Raw genomic sequence first — 20,327 nt, 5'->3', positions numbered from 1 at the left:
ATGCTATAATTTTACCCATAGCCACTACTGGATGGGGCAACCAGCGGGGGTCGCCAAACAATTTGTCGGCAGTCCAGCCTATCAACAAAGGCAAAAGAGTATACAAGAGTTTTATATCCATCCTTTAATTGCTTTTACAAACGTATCATTTTCTTCGGGCGACTGTGTTGCAACACGGAAATAATGTTCATTCAAGCCATAAAAATTAGAAGCATCACGGATTAGTATGCCATGTTTTTGAATCAAATATTCTTTTAGTTCCGAAGCTTTTTTATCCGTCAGCCGGCATAAGAAAAAATGTGTATCGGTATCATATACCTCTAGTGTTTCTATCTGTGATAATCCCTTATGGAAGCGTTTTGCTTCTGCAATATATTCTTCTACGTTTATTATCTCAGCTCCATTCTCCAATAGGAATTTACCCGCCTCTATCGCCAATCCGTTTACAGACCAAGGCATACAATATTTAGAAATCAATGCCAATGTTTCTGAACAGGCCGTTATATATCCCAACCGAAGTCCGGGAATAGCATAACGCTTTGTCATAGAATGCAACAATATCACATTCTTGTATTGCATTGCTTCTGATACAGAAAACAGCGATTTGGTTGTAAAATATTCATAAGACTGATCTATAACAATATATTTCTCAGTATGAGATATGATATATTCTTTCAACGTCTCTTTATCTGTAACTGTTCCTGTAGGATTGTTAGGGTTACAAAGCCAAACGATATCTGCTTGCTCCGGGACATCATCTATAGATTTTACCATACTGACAACATGGTCATTTACCAAACAGGCGTCTCCGTATTCGCTAAAGGTAGGGTGAATAACAGCAGAGTGTTTTCCTCTAAAAGCCTGAGCTATCATATAAATGGCTTCGGTAGCACCATTTGTTATGCAGATATTATTTGTAGCTACTTGGTTTTGATCTGCTATCAGTCTCGAAAGAGAAATTGCATCCGGCTCGGGATACGAGTGTATCGACGCTATACGAGAACACAAATAGTCATCCAATACAGACAAGTCCTGCCGGGTATATATATTAGAACTGAAATTACTTACGATTTTCTTACCGTAATTATATATATCGTCTCCGTGCCCGTTGATCATGATAAGCCGTTGTTATCTGTCATTATTTTATAAACCAAATCCATATCCACATGCTTACGAACATGGTCTGCCAACTTATTGTATTGTTCTTCTTTAAACGCCTTGAAATCGAAAGGCGTATCGGATAGTTTATCGGCATAAGGAGATAAAAGATAATCTATAACTACCCCATTGTCCAAGATACCATGTATATATGTACCAAAACATTTCTCACTTACAAAATACCCGTCTCCCCTACCATCTTCCAGTCTATTTAAAGAAGCTTGTTTTGCATTCTCTACCGGAGTAGTTGCTCCCATGTGTATTTCGTAGCCTTCACATACAGATTGGGTATTCAAGAAAGAGAACTTCACCTGACGGGTTACTTTTTCGCCTTCCATCTGTGTTGTTATAGGCAGTAGTCCTAGTCCGGGTAAGCGTTCTATATTACTTTCCACGTGATTGGGATCGCAAACCTCCTGCCCCATTATCTGATAGCCGCCACAGATACCGACTACTGTTGCTCCGTTTTTATGGGCTTTTACAATACTTTGGGCTACACCGTTGCGACGGATCTCGTATAAGTCGGAAAGAGTACTCTTACTGCCGGGTATGAGCACGATATCTGCTTTTTCTATTTCATCTGTATTATTGGTATAATAAAGATGTACACGCGGGTCACGCTCCAATACATTAAAGTCAGTAAAGTTAGACAAGTGCCTTAGTAATACGACTGCAACATTCACCTTCCCATGTGTGGCCTGAAGATTCTTTGTTTGCAGCATCACAGAGTCTTCCTCTTCTATATAAATATCCTTATAGTATGGCACAACGCCAATTACCGGTATTTGGCAAAGGTCTTCTATCATCTTAACACCCGATTCGAACAAGCGGATATCTCCCCTGAACTTATTGATAAGAATACCTTTTACATGCTTTCTTTCTTCTTCGGTGAGCAACATAATAGAGCCATAGACAGAAGCGAAAACACCACCCCGATCTATATCCGCCACCAATATTACATCGGCTTTGGCATGTATAGCCATTGGCATATTTACCAAATCGACAGCCCGCAGATTTATCTCCGAAATACTGCCTGCACCTTCCATCACCACAGGATTGTATCGCTGTGCCAAACGGTCGAATGCATCATTTACCTCTTTGCGGAGTTGCTCTCTGCCTTCCACTCTAAAGTACTCATAAGCGTGTTGATTACCTACCGGCTTTCCATTAAGCACAACTTGACAAACCTTGTCTGTAGTCGGCTTCAACAGCAAAGGATTCATATCCGTATGGCAAGGTACGCCCGCAGCTTCGGCCTGTACAGCTTGTGCACGCCCTATCTCCAACCCTTCGGGTGTAGCATAGGAATTCAACGCCATATTTTGCGCTTTGAAAGGTGCAGGACGATAACCATCCTGTAGAAAGATACGGCAAAACGCCGCAGTGATTATACTTTTACCCACATCGCTGCCCGTTCCTGCAAACATGACAGGATGAAGCTGCTTTGAGGCTTTTTGAGAATGAGACATGAAAAATGAACTATAATTTACGAGTGGTAAAGGTAGAACTTTTATCTGTGAAAAAGTGTATCTTTGAGTGTATCAATTTATCTATTATATATACGTGGAACAAAAAAGGTGACAGATCAGAAACATACAAACACCTGTTACTTTTGTTACTTTTGTCACCTTTTTCTCTAAAATAACTTTGTATCATGATAAGAATAAACATATCGGAAGAGATCAAGAACCTTTGGCCCGACTTTCACGGAGCTGCTATTTTTGCGAAGGTAAAAAACACTCTCCACAATAAGGAGTTGTGGGATGAGATCAACATATTATCGGAAGAATATAGAGCAAATCACGAGATAGAAGATATAAAAAAGAATCCGGCTATCGCAGCCACCCGAGAGGCATATAAGAAGTTTGGGAAAGACCCCAATCGCTATCGCCCGTCTGCGGAAGCCTTATGTCGTCGTATATTGCGCGATTTACCATTATACCAGATCGATACATTGGTTGACCTCATCAACCTTGTTTCGATAAAGACCGGATACTCGATAGGTGGATTCGATGCAGATAAAATACAAGGAGACAGCTTAATATTGGGAATAGGCAAAGAAAACGAACCTTACGAAGGTATCGGAAAAGGTATATTAAATATAGAAGGGTTACCTGTATACCGTGACTCTTTAGGAGGCATCGGTACACCAACAAGCGACCACGAAAGAACAAAACTAAGCGTAGAAACAACTAATTTCTTGGCTTTGATAAACGGGTATAGCGGAACGAATGGTTTGAAAGAGGCTGCCGAATATATGCAGGCCTTATTGAAAAAATATACAGACTCGGAAAAAGATAAGATAGTCTATTATTAAATGGAACGACCATGAAAATATTAACAGGCACTCAGATAAAAGAAGCGGATAGATATACGATCGAACATGAACCGATAAGTTCTATCGACCTGATGGAAAGAGCTTCTAATGCTATTGCTGAATGGATATGCAACAATATAAGTAAAGCCTTTCCCCTCTTATTCCTCATAGGAAAAGGAAATAACGGCGGCGATGGACTAGCTATTGCCCGCATTTTGTTTCATGCAGGGTATGACTGTTCGGTATATCTTCCATTCGATAAAGAGCAACTGACGAGTGAATGCGCGATCAATTTAGAACGGCTCCCTTCTTATATTGAAAGGGTTACAGATATAAATAGAATTTCCAATAAACAGATCCTTATAGATTCGTTTTTAGGAACAGGTGTAAAAGGTACTTTGAAAGAGCCTTTATTGTCTATTATCAGAAAAGTTAACTCATTACCCAATAAGGTTATTTCCATCGATCTTCCGTCGGGTATGATGAGTGAATTCGGTAATACGGATCAGACGGTTATAAAAGCGGATATTACCCTTACCCTAGAGTTTCCCAAACTTGCCATGCTTTTGCCTGAAGCCGGAGAGTATTGCGGAGAAATAATAACCCTGTCGATTGGGCTTAGCAGAGAGTATATAGAGAACGCCCCATCGCTATACCACTATATTACAAAAGAGTATATACAAAGTATAACACTCAAACGAGAAAAATTCGGACATAAAGGTACTTATGGTCATGCTTTACTTATTTGCGGATCGAAAGGAATGGCTGGTGCAGCCACCTTAGCCACAGGTGCAGCCCTACGCTCGGGATGCGGATTAGTTACTACACACATATCTTACAACGAGCGCTTTGCAATACAGGCAAATTATCCTTCAGCAATGCTCAGCCTCGATGATGAAGATTACTTCTCTTCTGTACCCAAAGATTTATCCAAATATACCGCAATAGGCATCGGCTGCGGACTTGGACAGAGACACCAGACAGGCGAGGCATTCAAAGAACTACTGACTACTTCATACAAACAACCCTTTGTAATCGATGCTGATGCACTGAATATATTAGCAGACGATTACCATATAAAGCAGCGAGTCCCCGAAAACAGTATTCTCACGCCTCACCCGGGAGAGCTCAAGCGTTTGGTTGGAGAATGGCACGATGAGGAAGAAAAGATAAACCTTGTGAGACGCTATGCAGCCAATATAAAGTCGATTATTATCGTGAAAGGAGCACACACGATGATATGCTTACCCGATGGCAATTGCTATTTTAATTCTACAGGAAATAGCGGCATGGCCAAAGGTGGTAGTGGAGACGTGCTCACAGGATATATTACAGGATTATTAGCAAGGGGATATAGTAGTGCTCATGCTGCAATACTGGGAGTATACGCACATGGACTTGCCGGAGACAAAGCTGCTGCGAAATGGGGTATCGAAAGTATGAATAGCAAAGATATTATCGACTTCCTTTAACGAAGGAAATACAAAAAAAGAAGCCCGCAAAATCACATCGCAGACTTCCTGTACCTTAACACAAACTTTACAAACTACACATTCTTATAACGACGTGCAGAATGAAAAAGTTCATGATTTCTAATTAATTAACAATATATTTATCTATTATTCTTGAAAAATATAAGAAATATTATACGCTTATCACAAGTAAATCTACACTAACCAAATAGAATAAATCTATATATAATAGATAAGCTCATAATAACGAATAACAAACTCGAAAACAACAATATATAGACGACCTCAAATAATATAAAATAAATAAGCCTAACAATATTAGTTGCAAGTGCAATTGTTTCAATAATATTCATATCTTTGTTATACCAATCACAAAGTTGTTACTTACGCACTATAATAGCTCCTCATAATTAAAAGAATAAAATTATGGAAGCTAAAAAACAGGCATTGGAAAAGAGCTTGATAAGTCTACAAAGCAACATGCTAAGCTTTGCTTTTAGATTAACATCGGATAAAGAAGATGCAAAGGACCTTACTCAGGAAGCAACCCTTAAAGTATTGAGCAGCTTTGATAAATATTACGATAATATCAACTTTAAAGGATGGGTCTTCACGATTATGCACAACATCTTTGTGAATAATTATCGCCAAGCCCTTCGCAACCAGACTATCGTNNATCAAACTGAAAATTTATATTGGATAAATCTCGCTCAGAATTCAGCTTCGGATTCTCCTGAAGATGCTTATTCATATATAGAAATATATAAGGTATTGAATACATTTAATGAAGAACATCGGGTTCCTTTTACAATGCATCTATCGGGCTATAAATATGAAGAAATAGCTAAAAAGATGAATCTACCATTAGGCACAATAAAGAGTCGTATCTTTTTTGCCAGAAAAAGGCTGCAAGAGTTACTCAAAGACTATTAATAAAACTATCAGTTCACATCCTGAGTCAGCATCAATATAAGATAAGGGCATATTTTGGAAGACAGAATATGTCCTTATCTTATTATAACAATTGTTCTTCAATAAAAGCCTATATTCGGTTCTTATCGCTAGAAAAACAAATACTTATAAATATTTTCTATAGTTCATACCCCTATAAAAAGTAGAAAACATATATCATTTATCAAAACTTCCTGCTAATTTTAGATTTTGTAGTTTGTAGTAGTGAACACTAAAAAATTATACCAATGAAGATACACGAATACCAAGCTAAAGATTTATTCTCATCCTACGGTATCCCTGTTAAAGAACAAATACTATGCTATGAGCCTGGAGAGGCAGCAGTTGCATACGAAGAGTTGGACAAGGAATGCGTAGTAATAAAAGCACAAGTATTAACCGGAGGTCGGGGCAAAGCCGGAGGAGTAAAACTCGCAAAAAGCAAAGAAGAAGCCAAAGATCATGCAAAAAATATTCTTGGACTAACCATCAAAGGTTATCCCGTTACGAAAGTCATCGTAACTGAAGCCGTAGACATAGCGTTGGAATATTATATGAGTTTTATAATAGACCGAAATACAAAGTCAGTCATACTAATGATGTGTGCCGAAGGTGGAGTAGATATTGAGGAAGTAGCAGAGAAGACTCCTGAGAAAATTTATAAATTTGCGATAGACCCGTTGGTTGGGCTGCCCGACTATCTTGCCCGCAAATTTGCCTTTGTCTTATTTCAAGACCTAAATCAAGTAAATCAAATGGCTTCTATATTACAGAGGCTATATAAATTATTCATAGATAAAGATGCATCACTAGCTGAAATTAATCCGCTGGTTACCACCAAAGACGGAAAACTATTGGCTGTGGATGCAAAAATGACATTCGACGATAATGCCTTATATCGTCAGCCGGAAATACTGAGCCTTTTTGAGCCTACGGAAGACGAAAAAGTAGAAACAGCAGCCAAAGAGAAAGGATTCAGCTTTGTAAGACTCGATGGAGAGATCGGTTGCATGGTAAACGGAGCCGGACTGGCGATGGCTACAATGGATATGATAAAACTATATGGCGGTGCCCCTGCAAACTTTCTTGATATTGGAGGAAGCTCCAACCCCAACAAGGTAATAGATGCTATGACTCTGTTATTGAAAGATCCAAAAGTAAAAGTTGTGTTGATTAATATATTTGGTGGTATAACTCGCTGTGATGATGTTGCGTCGGGTTTACTTTCTGCCTTTGAGCAACTAAAAACAGATATTCCTGTGATTGTACGCCTTACAGGCACAAATGAAAAAGAGGGAAGAGAAATGTTGATCGGAACTCGATTTAAGGTTGCAGAAACAATGGGCGAAGCCACCCGAATGGCAGTGGCAGCCTCCAAAGAATAAGCTTATTGCTGATATTAAGTAATGATCAAAGCTAAAAAAGAAAAATATGAGTATACTTATAAATGAATCAACACGATTGATCGTACAAGGAATTACCGGGAGAGACGGTAGTTTCCATACAAAAAAGATGTTAGAATACGGAACTAAAGTTGTAGGCGGAACTACTCCAGGAAAAGGAGGAACCGATATCCTTGGTGTTCCAGTATTCAATACTGTCGCCGATGCTGTAAAAGCAACACAAGCAAACACATCTATTATATTCGTTCCGGCACGCTTCGCCGCAGATGCTATTATGGAGGCGGCTGATGCAGGCATCGCACTTATTATCTGCATATCCGAAGGTGTTCCCACATTAGATGTAGTCAAAGCACACCGCTTTGTACAAATGAAAGGAGCTATGCTTATTGGCCCTAATTGCCCAGGACTAATGTCTCCTGAAAAAAGCTTGGTGGGAATATTACCCGGACAAATATTTAAGAAAGGGAATATCGGAGTTATCAGCCGTAGTGGAACTCTAACTTATGAAGTTGTATATCATTTAACAGCAAATGGTATGGGACAATCTTCAGCAATAGGAATGGGAGGAGACCCTGTTGTAGGATTATACTTCCGTGAATTACTGGAGATGCTTCAAAACGATCCGGACACAGATGCCATTGTTATGATTGGAGAGATTGGCGGAAACGCAGAAGAACAAGCCGCCGAGTATATAAAGAAGCATGTAACAAAACCCGTAGTTGGCTTTATTGCCGGGCAATCGGCTCCTCCGGGAAAACAAATGGGACATGCGGGAGCTATTATATCGAGCGGATCGGGTACTGCAGCCGAGAAAATTGCAGCATTAGAGGCTGCGAGCGTCCAAGTAGCTAAAGAACCATCGGAAATACCGGGTATATTAAAAGAAAAGTTGAAGAAGTAAAGATGATTACAACATAAAACAGAAAGAGGTTGCCTAACTTGGCAACCTCTTTCACTAAAAACCCTTTGATAAAACGAAGTTATTTAATTTCAATCTTTTTTACCTTATCCTCTAATGCCTTATTTAACTTCGGTAAAGTGATTTGCAATACTCCGTCTTTTTGTGAAGCTTCAATACTTTCTGCATCAACGTTCTCAGGTATTGCAAAACTACGTGAGAATGAAGAGGCCCTGAACTCTTGACGTAAAACTTTTTCGTTTTCATCTTTTTCTTCACTCTGTGTTTCACTCTGCGCCGAAATTTTAAGAACGCCCTTTTCTATCTCTATTCTTACGTCCTCTTTCTTAAATCCGGGTATAGACAATTCAATATTGAATGATTTGTCATTTTCAGTAATATTTGTTGCCGGAAGATTTCCTTCAACAAAGCTGAATAAATCATCATTCAAATAATTGCTAAAGAATGTAGGGAAAAAGCTCCCACTTCTGTCAANNAGTCAAATTTTCTAATTAATTGATTTTTCATTGCTGTATCCTCCTTAATTAAATTAATTTTTATCTGTTATTACAGAATCTAATTTCATCTATAAATACAAATGCAAAAAGTAGGCCACACTGCAATTGTGTCATAAAAACAAATAAAAAAAATCGAACAAAAAAAAAGCAAACATCTAATAATCAGAACACATACCTAAAAAACAAAAAAACAAACGAGACATTCTGTCAGATACAAGAAAAACTTCTATATCCAACGTATAGAAGTTTTTATAAATTAATAAAGGCTAAACCTATCAAAAGTCTAGCCTCTATCTATAATAGAATATTAGTATTATTTACAGAGAATGAACGTGAGCAGCTAATTTTGACTTCAAGTTTCCTGCTTTATTCTTGTGAATCACATTTTTCTTAGCTAGTCTGTCAAGCATAGAGCAAACTGAAGGATATTGCTTTTGAGCCTCTTCTTTATCAGTCAGTAAACGAAATTTACGAACTGCATTACGAGTTGTTCTAGCTACATATCTGTTTCTCAAGCGTCTTGTTTCTGCTTGTCTGATTCTTTTTTCTGCTGATTTATGATTTGCCATATCGACTAATCCTTATATTGTTATTTTATTTCTTATTAAGTAGCCCATAGGGGAGTCGAACCCNNCGTCCTAACCGATAGACGAATGGGCCATCCTGTGGAGCTTCTCTGTTTTGCAGTATCATTCTCCCTTGATTGCGGATGCAAAGGTAAGGCATTTTTGGTTATGTGCAAATATTTGCGGCTATTTTTTTCTAAAATATTTCACACAAAACGATAGACTCCTGATAGTCAATAACATTATTTGATCAAGAAATAGTAAAGAATATCCATTAACAAACAAAAACTTGTGAAGGTCTCCATATTCTCCTATTTTTGTAATGAATTTATACAAAACACATGAAGAAAATTTTAATATTTTTATCCCTTATATATGCATTTAACGCTGTAGCGCAGAACGCCTACAGGTCTCCACTTGATATACCGCTAATCCTCAGTGCTAACTTCGGAGAACTCAGGCCAAACCATTTTCATTCCGGTATTGATCTAAAAACCGAAAGAGTGGTGAACAAGCCTGTGTATGCTATGGAGGACGGATATGTATCCCGTATCTCTGTTTCGGCATCGGGCTATGGACTTGCACTTTATATAGACTACCCTTCCACCGGACAAACAAGTGTATACGGACACCTCAATAAATTCGCACCCAAAATATCAAAATTTATAAAAGACAAACAGTATGAGCGTGAAAGCTTCCACATAGACATCACATTAGGAAAAGAAGAAATTCCGGTAAAAAAAGGTGAGCTTGTTGCCTATAGCGGAAATACAGGATCTTCAGGAGGGCCACACGTACACTTTGAAATAAGAAACACTGCAAATCAAATAGCCATTGATCCTTTGGAATATTACAAAGATGCTATAACAGACACGCAAGCACCTCAAATAAAAGGAATAGCGATATATCCTATAAATGAAAAAGGTGCAGTAGATTTTAGCCGTCACCCTTACTTCAGAAATGTTCCCATGCTAAAGAATGGAGCTTACGCCACATTAAAAGACACAGCAGAAGTATGGGGGAGAATTGGATTTGGAGTTTATGCGAATGACAGAATGGATGGTACTTCAAATATATATGGCGTAAAAAAAGTCAGACTGTTTTGTGACGACAAAGAAATATTTTCTTCTAATTTATCTCATGTAGATTTTAAGCAAACCCGGATGATTAATAGTATGACAGACTTCGATTATTGGAGCCGGAGGAGAATTTTCTATCAAAAATCTTACATTGAACCGGGTAATAAACTCCCTTTTTATAAATCGGTAAATAATGGGCATATTGATATAAAAGAAGAGCGGGTATACAATCTTCGTTACGAACTTGAAGATATGTATGGGAATCAAACAAACTATTCGTTCAGCGTAAAAGGGAGAGAGCAAACGATCCCTCAGAAGAGAACTTGCTCGCAACGCATGGTATGGAACGAGGAGAATAGCTATTCAACAGAATCATTCAGCATCTGCATTCCCAAAGAATACCTGTATGATGACCTGTGCTTTATGCTAAAAAAAAATCGGTCAGAAAAGTATCTTGCTGACTTATACAGAGTCAATGACATACATGTTCCCTTGCAAGATTATTGCAACATTACAATAAAATTAAAGAAAGACACCTTATCCAATAAATCTCAATATGGCATTGTACGCATCAAGGGGAATAACGAAATCTGGATAGGGGGAACATATAAAGAAGGAAAAATCATTGGACGGATAAGAGAACTTGGAAACACATACACCATTGATGCCGACACCAAGGCCCCGACAATCACACCCATTCAACCCGAAAGATGGGCCAGACATGCTACAATAAGAATCAAATTATCGGACAACCTCAGCGGTATAGCTTCATACAAAGGCACAATCAATGACGCATTCGTATTGTTCGAAAACGATGTAAAATCTCCGATCTATTCTTATAAGTTCGATTCTTCACGACTGAAAAAGGGACAAATGCAAAAATTAGTATTCACAGCAACGGATAAGTGCGGAAACACTTCAACGTACCGGTATGAATTTAAGTATTAGAAATTGTTGTTTATAACGTCTTCAGATCTTCGATAAACTCATCTACAATAGACTCAGGAGTAGCCCAGGAAGTAATAAATCTCATTGCAGAATGATTATCATCAACAACACTCCATGTAAGAAAGGAATAGTCTTTTTGCAGACGACTTATCACTTCATTCGTTAATATTGGAAATATTTGATTGGTATCAGAGTCTATCAGCATAGCATAGCCTAAAGCCTTGAATGCAGCAGCCATTTTCGCAGCCATTTTATTTGCATGGGCTGCTAAATCAAAGATCAGGTTACCTTGGAGCAGTTGATCAAATTGCACTCCCATCACCCTACCCTTTGCAGTAAGAGCACCTCGCTGCTTAAGGTGATATTTGAAATCTTTGTCTAACTCACGGTTTGTTATAACAACTGCCTCTCCTAACAGAGCTCCACATTTTGTACCACCAATATAAAACACATCAGTAAAAGCTGCAATATCAGCTAAAGTCATATCATTAGATTCAGCAGTCAAAGCCATAGGTAAACGAGCACCGTCCATAAACAAAATCAAATCATTTTCTTTGCAGAAAGAATAAAGATCAGATAACTCTTGCTTTGTATATATAGTTCCCAATTCGGTAGAATTAGAGATATAAACAACTCTTGTACGAACAACATGATGTCCGCGAAGCTTATTCAAGAACGGTTTGATATCCTGTGAACGCAACTTTCCATCAACAGTTGGTGCAGCTTCTACTTTATGCCCGGTTGCCTCTATTGCTCCAGTTTCGTTTACATAAATATGCCCGGTTGTAGGAGCCACAACAGACTCAAAAGGACGCAGAATAGAAGATAAAACGACTAAATTTGCCAAAGTTCCGCCAGCTATCAAATGCACTCCGACATTCGGTTTGTGTGTTAATTCTGCAATCATCTTAGCTGCACGCCGCGTATATTCATCATCTCCATATCCAGATTGTTGTACGAGATTGCTTTCTACAAGAGCATTTAACACAGAAGGGTGGCATCCTTCAGAGTAATCATTCGCGAAACTATACTTCATTTTATTTCTTTATTATTTTTCGAGTGTAAATTTAAGTATAAAGAGAGAATATTGATTAGAATATATAGAAGGAAATATAAAGTCCTTACAAATAAAAAAACATCCTAAATTAGGATGTTTTATAAATTATATTCAGACTCTTATATCTCGAACAGGAACTTCCCTGACATTAATCTTAGGGATAGGAATCTTCAAATCCAAATCACGAACCACCTTCTGTTCTTTCACCACCCCAACATCTGTATCCTCTACACCAAAGTCAGCGATCGCATTTTGCACAAAACTATCTATTTTATGGAAAGGAAGAGGCAGAAGCTCATGCTTATATAGCTTCTCTATCTCTATGACTCTTGTTTCTTTGTTCTTTATCCAAACAAGAACCTTTTTTATCTTTGTAAATAAGCTTTTAACAGTGAGATCTGTAATTAATATTTCGTAGCAACCAATGCTTTTTGATATATGACTCCCACTATCGTTGACAGTATATCCGGCTTCAGTTATCTCCTTGATATACTTTTTTATATATGGTGAATATCTTTTCATGAGTTATTATAAAATGTGGGTTAATAGTTAAATTTTAAGGAATCGTACTTTCTATACAATCATCAGGGTAGATTTATTTGCTATCCCTACTGCATAATCTTCAAAAACAGGCGAAATTTCATTCTGTTTTCCGTTTTCGAAACACCCCCTGACTTTCTCATACGCTAAGAATGACATTTCAAATTCGGGTTGACCTGTAACTAATATAGGTTGATCTAAACGATTATACCAATAGTATTGTCCTCCAAACGTTTTTCTTGCCACTTCAAATACGTAGGCTCCAATTTTTATTATCATCTTCCTTTTAGTCTCTGAGTCAGCCTTTTTATAAAACACAATGCTATCCTTTATTATAAGGTCAACTTCACGCAAACTTTCGATAGTAAAATCAAGCTTAGCATCATCCTTAAACTGTTTGACTAATAGGTTTGCATTTGCAGACATGTCATCAGTAAATTGCTGTCGATCATTATCCGTTATTTGTGCTATTTCTTTNNCCTCTACAAAATAAAATATAAACAAACGCATACCCTAAAAACAACTATAGAAGTCATAATGTTTAAAAGATACAACTTTTGAAAAATATTTTATAAAATAACAGTTTCGTAAAAAACAGAGAAATATTCACTTATTCTTACACTAACGTCCGGCAACACATAATTATATATTAAAGCTTTACAGCTCTTTTTTCAATCTCTCGGCTTTTTTCGAAACAAACATCATACGTTAATTTCATATTAAAGAATAATGTGCAAGTATATAATGAATATAAAAAAGCCTATATAAAGCAACTAATATTGCAAAAGAGACAAAATACAAAACATATTCTTAGTTTTTTATATGAGAAAATCAAGTTCTATATAAGGTCATTAATAGCTAATATCAGTTTGTCTTCTGCAAATTTAATGTATTATAGTAATGAAACAAACTTTATTGAGGAAATTTGTTAAAAAAAAGACATAGTCACCTATCCTAGAAGGAGCAATAATTAGTGAAAAAGATATATATTTACATACTATAATTCGAACATGAAAATATAAAATATGAAAAAGGTTTTTGTAAGTGGGTGCTACGATATGCTCCATAGCGGCCATGTTGCATTTTTTGAAGAAGCTGCCGGTTACGGAGATTTATATGTGGGGATAGGTTCCGACAAAACAGTAAATGAACTAAAAGCCCGAAAAACCATAAACAACGAGCAGGAGCGCCTATATATGATAAAGTCTCTTCGGTTTGTAAAAGATGCCTGGATCAATAAAGGAAGTGGCATACTTGACTTTATTGATGACCTGAAGGAACTGAAACCCGACATCTTCTTTGTTAACAGTGACGGACACAGCGCCTTAAAAGAACAGCTATGCAAAGACCTTCATATAGAATACATCGTAAGCAAAAGAATCCCCCACGCCGGATTACCAACTCGCTCCACAACGGCTTTGCGTGAAGAATGCAGAATTCCTTATAGGATAGATCTGGCAGGAGGGTGGCTTGATCAACCAAATGTAAGCAGTCTATATCCGGGAGCTGTACTTACAATATCTATTGAGCCCGATTATGACTTCAACGACAGGAGTGGCATGTCAACCAGCTCACGTAAAAAAGCCATAGAACTCTGGCAGGTAGATATTCCGACGGGAGATAAAGAAAAACTTGCTAAAACCTTGTTCTGCTTCGAGAATCCTCCGGGAACAAAATATGTAAGTGGCTCACAGGATTCATTGGGAATCGTTCTACCCGGACTAAACAAACTATATTACGACGGGGATTTTTGGCCATCGCATATAGAAAAAGTATTGGATGATGAGATATTATTGTGGCTAGAAAAACATTTGTGGCTTGTACCATTATATCCACGCCACCAAGACTATGATGTCCTATCAAACACAAATATTACACTTGAGAATGCAAAAAGATTAAGCAATGCTGCTGATAATGCATGGAAGTCACTAAAAGAAAAAGATATAAAAAAACTAGGTGAAGCGATTAGAGAAAGTTTCGAAGCTCAAATAGTGATGTATCCGCACATGGTATCGGACGATATTCTCGAAGTTTTAAACAAATATAAATCATCCGCTTTAGGTTGGAAGTTAAGTGGAGCCGGTGGCGGTGGTTATCTAATTTTCGTAAGTGAAACACCTATAGAAAATGCAATTCAGATAAGAATAAGAAAAGCCGAATAAGAGACATAGAATAATTAAAGGGACAGATATCAATAAAGTATCTGTCCCTTTCTATTTTAACAAAACCCATCGAGCTACAAGCCCAAACAGGTCAGATAATATTTAATTCGTATTTACTGAAGCTTAACAGCCTTACCCGTAGCATTACTCTTTATAGCTGCCTCCAATATTTCAACGACAATCAGGTTATTTTCCAAAGAAGACAAGTCTGTTGATTTTACTTCTATGTCTCCTCGCACAGCAGCTTTTAGGTAATAGAAAGAATCATTGTATGGCTCTTGCAAAGCATCTGCAACCATTTTAGTATCTTTGTTTCCTGAAAAGAAACGCATATCCTTTGCATTATCCTGATATAGGGCTCCTTTATTTCCATAAATATGCATATCCTTTCTGCCAAACGGCCAGTTCCATGAAGCCATAATAATGGTAGTTACCCCCGGATATTCGAGAACTATGGTAGCATCATCGTCCACTTTTGGATACACATCGGGCTTCTGATGCTGCAATACGGCTGACACACTCACAGGCTTTTTTCCACCCATAAGCCATGTGCTCAGATTCGCGCCATAGCATCCAAAATCTATTACAGCTCCTCCTCCATTTTTCACAGGATCGGTCAACCATTCTAAAAACTCAGGGCCACACCCAATCTCTACAGGCCCGGAATGTCCATCATATACATTTATTCGGGACATCTTACCTACAGCTCCATCTTTTTGAATCATATCGTATGCCTTATGATTGGCAGGATACCATGTCGTTTCATAGTTGGTAAGAACCATAATATGATATATCTGTGCTAGTTCAGCCATTCGCTTAGCCTGCTGTACAGTAGTGGCTAGAGGCTTTTCTACCATCACATGGATACCTCTAGGGGCACACGCTTCTACCACCCGAAGGTGATCATATATAGGTTCATAGACTATTACGGCTTCCGGTTTTGTCTTGTCAAGCATTTCGTCCAAATTCTGAAAGAAAAGCTTTTCGTCAACTTTAGCCCGCAGCATTTTATTATTCCATAGCTGCGTGTTTTTTTCGGCAACTCCCACAACCTGAAAATCACCTCTATCCAGACGTGACAACACTTCCCATAGATGTCCATGAGACAGACCCACTACTCCAAGTCGCAAAGGCTTGTCTTTTTGAGCAAAAAATGGCAAAGCAAGAGAAAAGAAAATAGTAAGCAGAAAAATCTTTGTTAATTTCATTATTCAAGGGCATTATTATAAAAGATAAAAAAGAAATATCGATCAATTGTATTCAACTCTGCTTTTACCTTCAATTGACGAGTTATATTTTCTTGACTAATATATCAGCCAAAGCCTCATCAATATGTTCGAAGGCAAAACGGTAATGTTTATCCAATAAATGTTGAGGAATAGCACGTTGCCCATCGATAAGCAATGTTGCACTTTCACCCATCATCATTTTTATCACAAATGATGGTATTTTAAATAAACATGGACGAAATAAAGTGCGTGACAACACTTTTGCAAAACGCCTATTGGTAATCGGATTAGGAGAAGTAAAATTAAAAGCTCCTCTTGCTTCGGGAGTGTCTATCAAAAACAATATACCGTTGACCATATCTTGGATATGAATCCATGATATATACTGGCTTCCGGATGCTATTACAGCACCAAGCCCCAGCTTAAAAGGAAGAACCAGCTTGGGCAACATTCCCCCGTCTTTAGATAAAACGATACCTGTTCGCAGGATACATACGCGCGTATGTCTGTTGTCTGCAGCCATTGCCAAAGCCTCCCATTTCTTGCATAGCAAATGAGTAAACCCTTCTCCGGGTTCCGAATTTTCATTTATTGCATCGTCATCCTGAAGTCCGTAATAACCAACAGCAGATCCTGAAATAAATATAGACGGAGGAGTGTTGCTCAATTTGATCAGTTCGGTTAAACGACGGGTTATATCCCAGCGACTATCACACATGCGCTCCTTTTGCTTTGCTGTCCATCGTTTACCGGCAATAGATTCGCCCGCCAAATTTACGATGACATCGTAACCATCTAACGAATCTAGTTTATCTAATGATTGACAATATTCGACATCTGATCCCAGCTTTTGTTTTGCTTTGACTACATCTCTGCTCAAAACCGTGATCTTATGATTTTGCACTAATAAGGCCTTGACTAATAACGTACCGATTAACCCTGTACCTCCTGTAATAAAAACCCGCATATATATTTATTTAATACTAGAATGTTTATTGGACACAAACTACCTGGATCAACACACTATACAGAATGCATAGTTATGCAAATCTACATATTTATTCTTATTATTTTTTAATATCACTCTTTATAAAATAATAATTTTGTAACTAAACTAAATTATTTGCTAGGATGGAATATATGAGTAAAATATTATCATGTTTTTCATCCAAAGCCATATTTATTTGGTGATCTCGGTTAATATCAATAATTTTATAGACTNNTATAAACCATTCTTATGAGTAAAGTTATCATTAATTCGTATCAAGACTTTGAACAATATGTAGGTAAAGAACTTGGTGTTTCTGATTACCTTAAAATTACACAAGAACGTATCAACCTGTTCGCAGAAGCTACACTAGACTACCAATGGATTCACGTAGATGTAGAAAGAGCTAAAGTAGAAAGCCCTTTTAAAAGCACTATCGCACATGGTTATCTGATGGTTTCAATATTACCTTATCTATGGGATCAGATCATAGAAGTAAATAATATAAAAATGCTTATCAACTATGGCATTGAAAAACTAAAATTCAATCAACCCGTAGTAGCAGGTAACGAAGTTCGCCTAAGAGTAAAATTAGACTCACTCGTTAACTTAAGGGGTATTGCCAAAGCTGAGATAAAAGTTGTATTGGAGATAAAAGATTCTCCTAAAAGTGCATTGGAAGAAACTGTTATATTCCTATATCACTTCAACAGTTAAGAACAAGCACCGTTTGAAATAAAATAAGGAAGGTATTTGAGATCTCAAATACNNTACATTAATAATCGCCAAAAGCATTGTAATCACCATAAACTGATGTGTTGATGGGCTTCACCTCATGCTCTGCCTCACTTAGGATATCTCCGGAATTAGCATCAATCTGAAGCATTTTATACTTAGAACCTTTTTGCAGCTTAATTCCCCACTGATGCGAATTATCATTGTACCACACAATAAAAGACCAGTTCTGGCTTCCTGCCAGAGTATTTATGTAGCCTTTATCTTCCAGGGTTTTAAGCAAACTGTTATAACCAAAAGCGCCTCTGTATAGATCATAATTGATGACACTACAGTTTCCCCGCTCATCACATTCAAGCCATTTACCGATAGGAAACTGATGAGGCAAATATATTCCTTTTCGTTTTAAATTTCCACTGGGATAAAACTCTTTGAATATACGATATACAGCAGGCAAGGGCGGCACTTCATACACCTCTATAGGTAGCCCTTTACGGAGGTTCGATATACGTTTTTGCGTACCGTCCGCTTCGGTATAAACATAATCAAGGCTACCTGATTGCGCCACCTGATTGCGAAAAGCATTCATATCGAACTTTTCGTAGCTAAGAATCACTTTCTGACGAGGGTATATCTCTACTTGTACACTATTTTGGCTATACAGTGCGCTATGGGCACAAAAAAAGGTGAGTAAGAAAAATGATATTCCTATTTTTTTCATTTTAAGTATGTGTTTTGGTTCAGTTTGTGTTGTATATTTCTTCAAATATATAAAATTTACAATTAAAAAAAGAAGCTCTTGTTGAAAATTAGAATATCTTTATACTGATAAAAAGCTAGTTAAAGATATATCTGATATAAAACTACTTAGAATATCGTTTTCAATAGAATATCATGTCTATATCTCAAAAGAATAAAATTATGCTAAAAGAAGATACGCTAAAATTCCTTCTGGAATTAAAAAAGAATAATAATCGTGAATGGTTTACTGAAAATAAATCGTGGTACGAACGTGCCCGCAAGGATGTTGAATTATTGGTAGGAGAAATGGCATTAAAAATAGCAACATTCAATCCAGAAATTGGACATATCGATCCAAAGAAATGTCTTTTCCGTATCTATAGGGATGTTCGCTTCTCACAAGACAAATCACCATACAAAACTCATTTTGGTGCTATTTTTCGCGCTCGCACAGCAGATCAGGCATCAGGCTATTACATGCATATCGATCCCGAAGAACTATTCCTCTCTTTAGGATATTATATGCTTGATGGTACGCAACTAAAGAAAATAAGACGTGGTATCTATGAAGATTTTGACACATTCAGTGATATATTGAACGATAAAAGCTTTAAACAAGAAATAGGAGATCTATATCGTGACGAGGATACACTTCAACGTGTACCAAATGGATTTGACAAAAACCATCCTGCAGCAGAATATCTAAAGCTCAAACGCTTCTATGTATGCAAACCTATATCTAAAGAACAATTATTGAGTGAAGATTTTGCAGAATACGCCGCTAAAATATATAAGATAATGCATCCATTAGGCGAATTTCTGAGCGATATTGTAAACGAATAAAGGCGGCAAAAGCATTATTCTAGTACAACATTTGAGAAGTATGCTGTTTCTAAAATATTTTCTTCATGTGAACAGATAAATATCCCGATGTAACATTTAGCAGGCAGTTGTATTTCTATCTCATTATCGGCTATTTGAGGAGTTAAACTTGTTCCGGTCTTCATCCTAAAAAAATTCCCTTTACGCTCAAATTGTATTTGACTAGGAGCTCTATTGGCTGAAACAAGCTCTTCTGTAACGCCACCTTTAACCATCCTGTATTGCAAGGAAGTAAGCCCGTCTCCATGAACGGCAATATCGGCATAGCGAGAATCGGCATCTAATGTCTCTCGAACTTGTATACCAATCTTGCGATGAGTATTTACACCGTCTCCTTCGAACATAATGTTTGCCCGCAAAACAAAGTCCCCATCTTTCTCTAGCCAGGCAAAATGAAAAGCATCTACTCCACCCCACATATTCGCTCCTGCTCCCTTTAGTGTATAAATACCTTTCAGAGAATCATAAGACATCGAACCTTTGAGCTTACAGTCACCGATATCCGCAGATTGAATAAACAACTGTATCCTTTCGCTCTCCTGCCCTCCTCTACAGCCGAACAAAATTGCAGTGTATATTAAAAGAGACATTGAAAGTATAGCCAATGTAGATATTTTCATCGTATTATAAACTCGTATTTTAGGTTACAATGGTATATTACAGAATAAATATATTACTCTTTT

The 20,327-nt window shown here is 37.4% G+C and carries 19 protein-coding genes and 1 pseudogene; 9 read left to right on the top strand and 11 right to left on the bottom strand.

Annotation, left to right across the window (positions count from 1 at the left end):
* The 3 genes and pseudogenes from B3P17_RS08980 to B3P17_RS08970 all read right to left on the bottom strand — a co-directional run.
* A pseudogene (locus tag B3P17_RS08980) lies at positions 1-121 on the bottom strand (cobalamin biosynthesis protein CobD); the annotation flags it as partial.
* Complete coding sequence (locus B3P17_RS08975) at positions 112-1,116, bottom strand: threonine-phosphate decarboxylase (RefSeq protein WP_252636841.1); 1,005 nt, start codon at positions 1,114-1,116, stop codon at positions 112-114. The pseudogene B3P17_RS08980 and the gene B3P17_RS08975, both read right to left, overlap by 10 nt.
* Positions 1,113-2,627, bottom strand: coding sequence for a cobyric acid synthase (locus tag B3P17_RS08970; protein WP_252636844.1), 1,515 nt, complete (start codon positions 2,625-2,627; stop codon positions 1,113-1,115). The genes B3P17_RS08975 and B3P17_RS08970 overlap by 4 nt, the downstream gene beginning before the upstream one ends.
* Positions 2,628-2,812: 185 nt before the next feature.
* Between B3P17_RS08970 and B3P17_RS08965 the strand changes: the two genes are divergently transcribed.
* From B3P17_RS08965 to sucD, 5 genes are all read left to right on the top strand, one after another.
* On the top strand, positions 2,813-3,475 hold the full coding sequence (locus B3P17_RS08965; RefSeq protein WP_252636845.1) for a B3/B4 domain-containing protein: 663 nt from the start codon (positions 2,813-2,815) through the stop codon (positions 3,473-3,475).
* Positions 3,476-3,486: 11 nt separating this feature from the next.
* Positions 3,487-4,947: an NAD(P)H-hydrate dehydratase gene (locus B3P17_RS08960; RefSeq protein WP_252636847.1), complete on the top strand. Its 1,461-nt coding sequence runs from the start codon at positions 3,487-3,489 to the stop codon at positions 4,945-4,947.
* 426 nt (positions 4,948-5,373) lie between these two features.
* Positions 5,374-5,880 carry an RNA polymerase sigma factor gene (locus B3P17_RS08955; protein ID WP_291105169.1) on the top strand — a complete coding sequence of 169 codons (507 nt, stop codon included), beginning with the start codon at positions 5,374-5,376 and terminating at the stop codon, positions 5,878-5,880.
* Between the two features lie 266 nt (positions 5,881-6,146).
* Positions 6,147-7,283 (top strand): ADP-forming succinate--CoA ligase subunit beta, encoded by a 1,137-nt coding sequence (gene sucC, locus B3P17_RS08950; RefSeq protein ID WP_252636849.1) that lies wholly within the window; start codon positions 6,147-6,149, stop codon positions 7,281-7,283.
* A gap of 46 nt (positions 7,284-7,329) precedes the next feature.
* Positions 7,330-8,202 (top strand): succinate--CoA ligase subunit alpha, encoded by an 873-nt coding sequence (sucD, locus tag B3P17_RS08945; RefSeq protein ID WP_291105165.1) that lies wholly within the window; start codon positions 7,330-7,332, stop codon positions 8,200-8,202.
* Between the two features lie 79 nt (positions 8,203-8,281).
* Here sucD and B3P17_RS08940 read toward each other — a convergent pair whose 3' ends face one another.
* Positions 8,282-8,650, bottom strand: a complete 369-nt coding sequence (locus tag B3P17_RS08940; RefSeq protein WP_291105163.1) for an Hsp20/alpha crystallin family protein — start codon at positions 8,648-8,650, stop codon at positions 8,282-8,284.
* Positions 8,651-9,034: 384 nt separating this feature from the next.
* A complete protein-coding gene (rpsT, locus tag B3P17_RS08935; protein WP_006843113.1) occupies positions 9,035-9,286 on the bottom strand; it encodes a 30S ribosomal protein S20 in 252 nt (83 codons plus the stop codon).
* Positions 9,287-9,624: 338 nt separating this feature from the next.
* Here rpsT and B3P17_RS08930 point away from each other — a divergent pair, with 338 nt between their 5' ends.
* Positions 9,625-11,310 (top strand): peptidoglycan DD-metalloendopeptidase family protein, encoded by a 1,686-nt coding sequence (locus B3P17_RS08930; protein WP_252636852.1) that lies wholly within the window; start codon positions 9,625-9,627, stop codon positions 11,308-11,310.
* Between the two features lie 10 nt (positions 11,311-11,320).
* Here B3P17_RS08930 and B3P17_RS08925 read toward each other — a convergent pair whose 3' ends face one another.
* Both B3P17_RS08925 and B3P17_RS08920 read right to left on the bottom strand, forming a co-directional pair.
* Positions 11,321-12,346: a threonine aldolase family protein gene (locus B3P17_RS08925; protein ID WP_252636854.1), complete on the bottom strand. Its 1,026-nt coding sequence runs from the start codon at positions 12,344-12,346 to the stop codon at positions 11,321-11,323.
* Positions 12,347-12,478: 132 nt separating this feature from the next.
* Positions 12,479-12,889, bottom strand: coding sequence for a hypothetical protein (locus B3P17_RS08920; RefSeq protein WP_252636856.1), 411 nt, complete (start codon positions 12,887-12,889; stop codon positions 12,479-12,481).
* A 1,043-nt stretch (positions 12,890-13,932) separates the two neighbouring features.
* Between B3P17_RS08920 and B3P17_RS08910 the strand changes: the two genes are divergently transcribed.
* A complete protein-coding gene (locus tag B3P17_RS08910; protein WP_252636858.1) occupies positions 13,933-15,069 on the top strand; it encodes an adenylyltransferase/cytidyltransferase family protein in 1,137 nt (378 codons plus the stop codon).
* A 113-nt stretch (positions 15,070-15,182) separates the two neighbouring features.
* On the opposite strand, the gene B3P17_RS08905 is transcribed toward B3P17_RS08910, so the two are convergent.
* Both B3P17_RS08905 and B3P17_RS08900 read right to left on the bottom strand, forming a co-directional pair.
* Positions 15,183-16,277, bottom strand: coding sequence for a Gfo/Idh/MocA family protein (locus tag B3P17_RS08905; protein WP_252636860.1), 1,095 nt, complete (start codon positions 16,275-16,277; stop codon positions 15,183-15,185).
* Positions 16,278-16,359: 82 nt separating this feature from the next.
* Positions 16,360-17,265: a TIGR01777 family oxidoreductase gene (locus B3P17_RS08900; RefSeq protein WP_252636862.1), complete on the bottom strand. Its 906-nt coding sequence runs from the start codon at positions 17,263-17,265 to the stop codon at positions 16,360-16,362.
* 270 nt (positions 17,266-17,535) lie between these two features.
* Between B3P17_RS08900 and B3P17_RS08895 the strand changes: the two genes are divergently transcribed.
* Complete coding sequence (locus tag B3P17_RS08895) at positions 17,536-18,003, top strand: MaoC family dehydratase (protein WP_006843122.1); 468 nt, start codon at positions 17,536-17,538, stop codon at positions 18,001-18,003.
* Between the two features lie 58 nt (positions 18,004-18,061).
* On the opposite strand, the gene B3P17_RS08890 is transcribed toward B3P17_RS08895, so the two are convergent.
* The gene (locus B3P17_RS08890) at positions 18,062-18,742 is read right to left on the bottom strand and encodes a hypothetical protein (RefSeq protein ID WP_252636864.1); all 681 of its coding nucleotides are present in this window, start codon (positions 18,740-18,742) and stop codon (positions 18,062-18,064) included.
* Between the two features lie 200 nt (positions 18,743-18,942).
* Between B3P17_RS08890 and B3P17_RS08885 the strand changes: the two genes are divergently transcribed.
* Positions 18,943-19,605: a DUF2461 domain-containing protein gene (locus B3P17_RS08885; protein WP_252636866.1), complete on the top strand. Its 663-nt coding sequence runs from the start codon at positions 18,943-18,945 to the stop codon at positions 19,603-19,605.
* 14 nt (positions 19,606-19,619) lie between these two features.
* Here B3P17_RS08885 and B3P17_RS08880 read toward each other — a convergent pair whose 3' ends face one another.
* Positions 19,620-20,264 carry a hypothetical protein gene (locus B3P17_RS08880; protein ID WP_252636868.1) on the bottom strand — a complete coding sequence of 215 codons (645 nt, stop codon included), beginning with the start codon at positions 20,262-20,264 and terminating at the stop codon, positions 19,620-19,622.
* Positions 20,265-20,327 lie beyond the last annotated feature (63 nt).

Source organism: Dysgonomonas sp. UBA7630 (genome assembly GCF_002483985.1).
Taxonomy (GTDB): domain Bacteria; phylum Bacteroidota; class Bacteroidia; order Bacteroidales; family Dysgonomonadaceae; genus Dysgonomonas.
Note: the sequence above shows the minus strand (reverse complement) of the source record. Positions and strands in the feature narration are given on the sequence as shown.